Origin of the sequence: Allosphingosinicella sp., assembly GCF_036387215.1 — a bacterium.
Lineage (GTDB): Bacteria > Pseudomonadota > Alphaproteobacteria > Sphingomonadales > Sphingomonadaceae > Allosphingosinicella.
In genome coordinates, this window is record NZ_DASVUE010000198.1 from 1 (window position 1) to 1,817 (window position 1,817).

General features: G+C 68.8%; 2 protein-coding genes and 1 pseudogene. 2 read left to right on the plus strand and 1 reads right to left on the minus strand.

Annotation, left to right across the window (positions count from 1 at the left end):
- Positions 1-556 (plus strand): annotated as a pseudogene (locus tag VF662_RS07960) (hypothetical protein); the annotation flags it as partial.
- Positions 557-560: 4 nt separating this feature from the next.
- On the opposite strand, the gene VF662_RS07965 reads toward VF662_RS07960, so the two are convergent.
- On the minus strand, positions 561-755 hold the full coding sequence (locus VF662_RS07965) for a hypothetical protein (RefSeq protein ID WP_464139652.1): 195 nt from the start codon (positions 753-755) through the stop codon (positions 561-563).
- Between the two features lie 50 nt (positions 756-805).
- On the opposite strand from VF662_RS07965, the gene VF662_RS07970 reads away from it, so the two are divergent.
- The gene (locus VF662_RS07970; RefSeq protein WP_464139654.1) at positions 806-1,645 is read left to right on the plus strand and encodes a class I SAM-dependent methyltransferase; all 840 of its coding nucleotides are present in this window, start codon (positions 806-808) and stop codon (positions 1,643-1,645) included.
- Positions 1,646-1,817: the final 172 nt, after the last annotated feature.

The following is a 1,817-nucleotide window of genomic DNA, read 5'->3' on the forward strand; positions in this document are numbered from 1 at the left end:
CCTCGTCCACAGCGCCATCGGCCACAAGGAATTCCGCTTCGTCCTCCTGACGACGGCGGTGCTCGTCATCCTGGCGGCGATCGGCTCGGTCGAATGGCTCCGGCGCCTTCAGCCCCGCCTGCCGGAGCGCGCCGCCCGCCTTGCCCCCGGCGCTCTCATCCTGCTCTGGCTCGGAGTCTCCGCCGCCTTCGCGGCCGGTCCTCGCATGCAGGCCCGCTGGACCGATTTCTCGCCCGGCTTCGAAGCGGCCATGTCGCTCCGGTCGGAGCCGAAGCTCTGCGGCGTCGCTTTGCTCGGGATGCCTTTCTGGGAAGGCGGCGGCTATACGCACCTCCACCGGCCGGTCCCGCTCTACCTCGTCGAGCCTGCCGATCTCGCCCGGACCGCGCCCGCTTACGACGCGATCATCGCGCCTGCTTCCGCTCCCGTGCCGCCCGCCTATCGCCGCCGCTCATGCCACGGCGCCGTCTGCACCTATCTCCGCCCCGGCGCCTGCCACGAGGGCGCGGCGGCGGACCTCAAGCTGGAGCGCGTGCTCCTCCGCCACGATCAATGACGGCTCAGCCGAACTTCAGCCCGAGCACGATCGCGACCACGGTCACCAGCCCGCCGATGATCTGCACCAGGTCCCACGGCACCCAGCCGACCGCATCGAGATTGGCGCGCCCGGAGCGGCGCTTGTCGCGGACCGCCGCCACCACCGCCAGCACCAACGCTGCTCCGGCGAGGAGGAAGAACATCACTTGCGTCGTCATTTCTCACCCGTCATGAGGCAGTGCGACCGGTTTCTAGGAGAAGTGTGACGATGCGCCAGCCTCTTTTTCGAGCGGCCCTTGCCGCTGCCCTGCTCTCCGCCGCCGCCTGCGCCACCTTGAGCCCGGAGGACCAGGCGCTTCAGGGCTCCTATGCCGCATTGAGCGCCGCCGTCGCCGCGCCGCACCGCACCCCGGCCAACACTGCGCGCGACCAGTATCGCCACCCGCTCGAGACCCTGAGCTTCTTCGGCGTGAGGCCGACCGACACGGTCGTCGAGATCTGGCCGGGCGGCGGCTGGTATACGGAGATCCTCGCCCCCTATCTCGCCCAGGGCGGCGGGAGGCTCTACGCGGCCGCGCCCGATTGGGGCCAAAGCGGCATCCGCAAGCTCAAGGAAGCAAGCCCGCAGCTCTACGGAAACGTGCTGACCGCCGATTTCCCCGCCTTCGACGCGAACGCAACGCGCGTTCCCAACGGCACCGCCGACGTCGTCCTCACCTTCCGCAACGTCCACAACTGGCGGATGGGCTATCGCCGCGAGGACAAGCAGGATTATTCGCCCGAAGCCTTCCGGCAGATCTACGCGATGCTGAAGCCCGGCGGCGTGCTCGGGATCGAGGATCACCGCCTGCCCGAAAGCGCTCCCGTCGAGCGCGAGCGGACGAGCGGCTATCTGAAGACGTCGACGGTCGTGCGCCTTGCCCAGCAGGCCGGCTTCCGCCTCGCCGGAAGCTCCGAGGTCAACGCCAATCCGCAGGATACCGCCGATTGGCCGAACGGCGTCTGGACCCTTCCGCCCACGCTGGCGCTCAAGGACAAGGATCGGGAGAAGTATCTGGCGATCGGCGAAAGCGACCGGATGACTCTGAAGTTCGTCAAGCCGCGGTGATTAGCCGCCGAGCTTGTCCAGCTTCTCCTGGAGCGCCGACAGCTGGGCGCGGAGCTCGGCAAGCTCGGTCTTCTGGTCCTCGCTCTCCGTCTTCGGCTTGGCACCGGCCGCGGCGGCGGTGAACATCTCCATGTTGCGCCGCGCAAGCTCCGCGAACGGCCCGCCGGTAAAG

Coding starts and splice junctions, on each gene's coding strand:
- VF662_RS07965 (WP_464139652.1), bottom strand. CDS start 755: ATGACGACGCAAGTGATGTTCTTCCTCCTCGCCGGAGCAGCGTTGGTG.
- VF662_RS07970 (WP_464139654.1), top strand. CDS start 806: ATGCGCCAGCCTCTTTTTCGAGCGGCCCTTGCCGCTGCCCTGCTCTCC.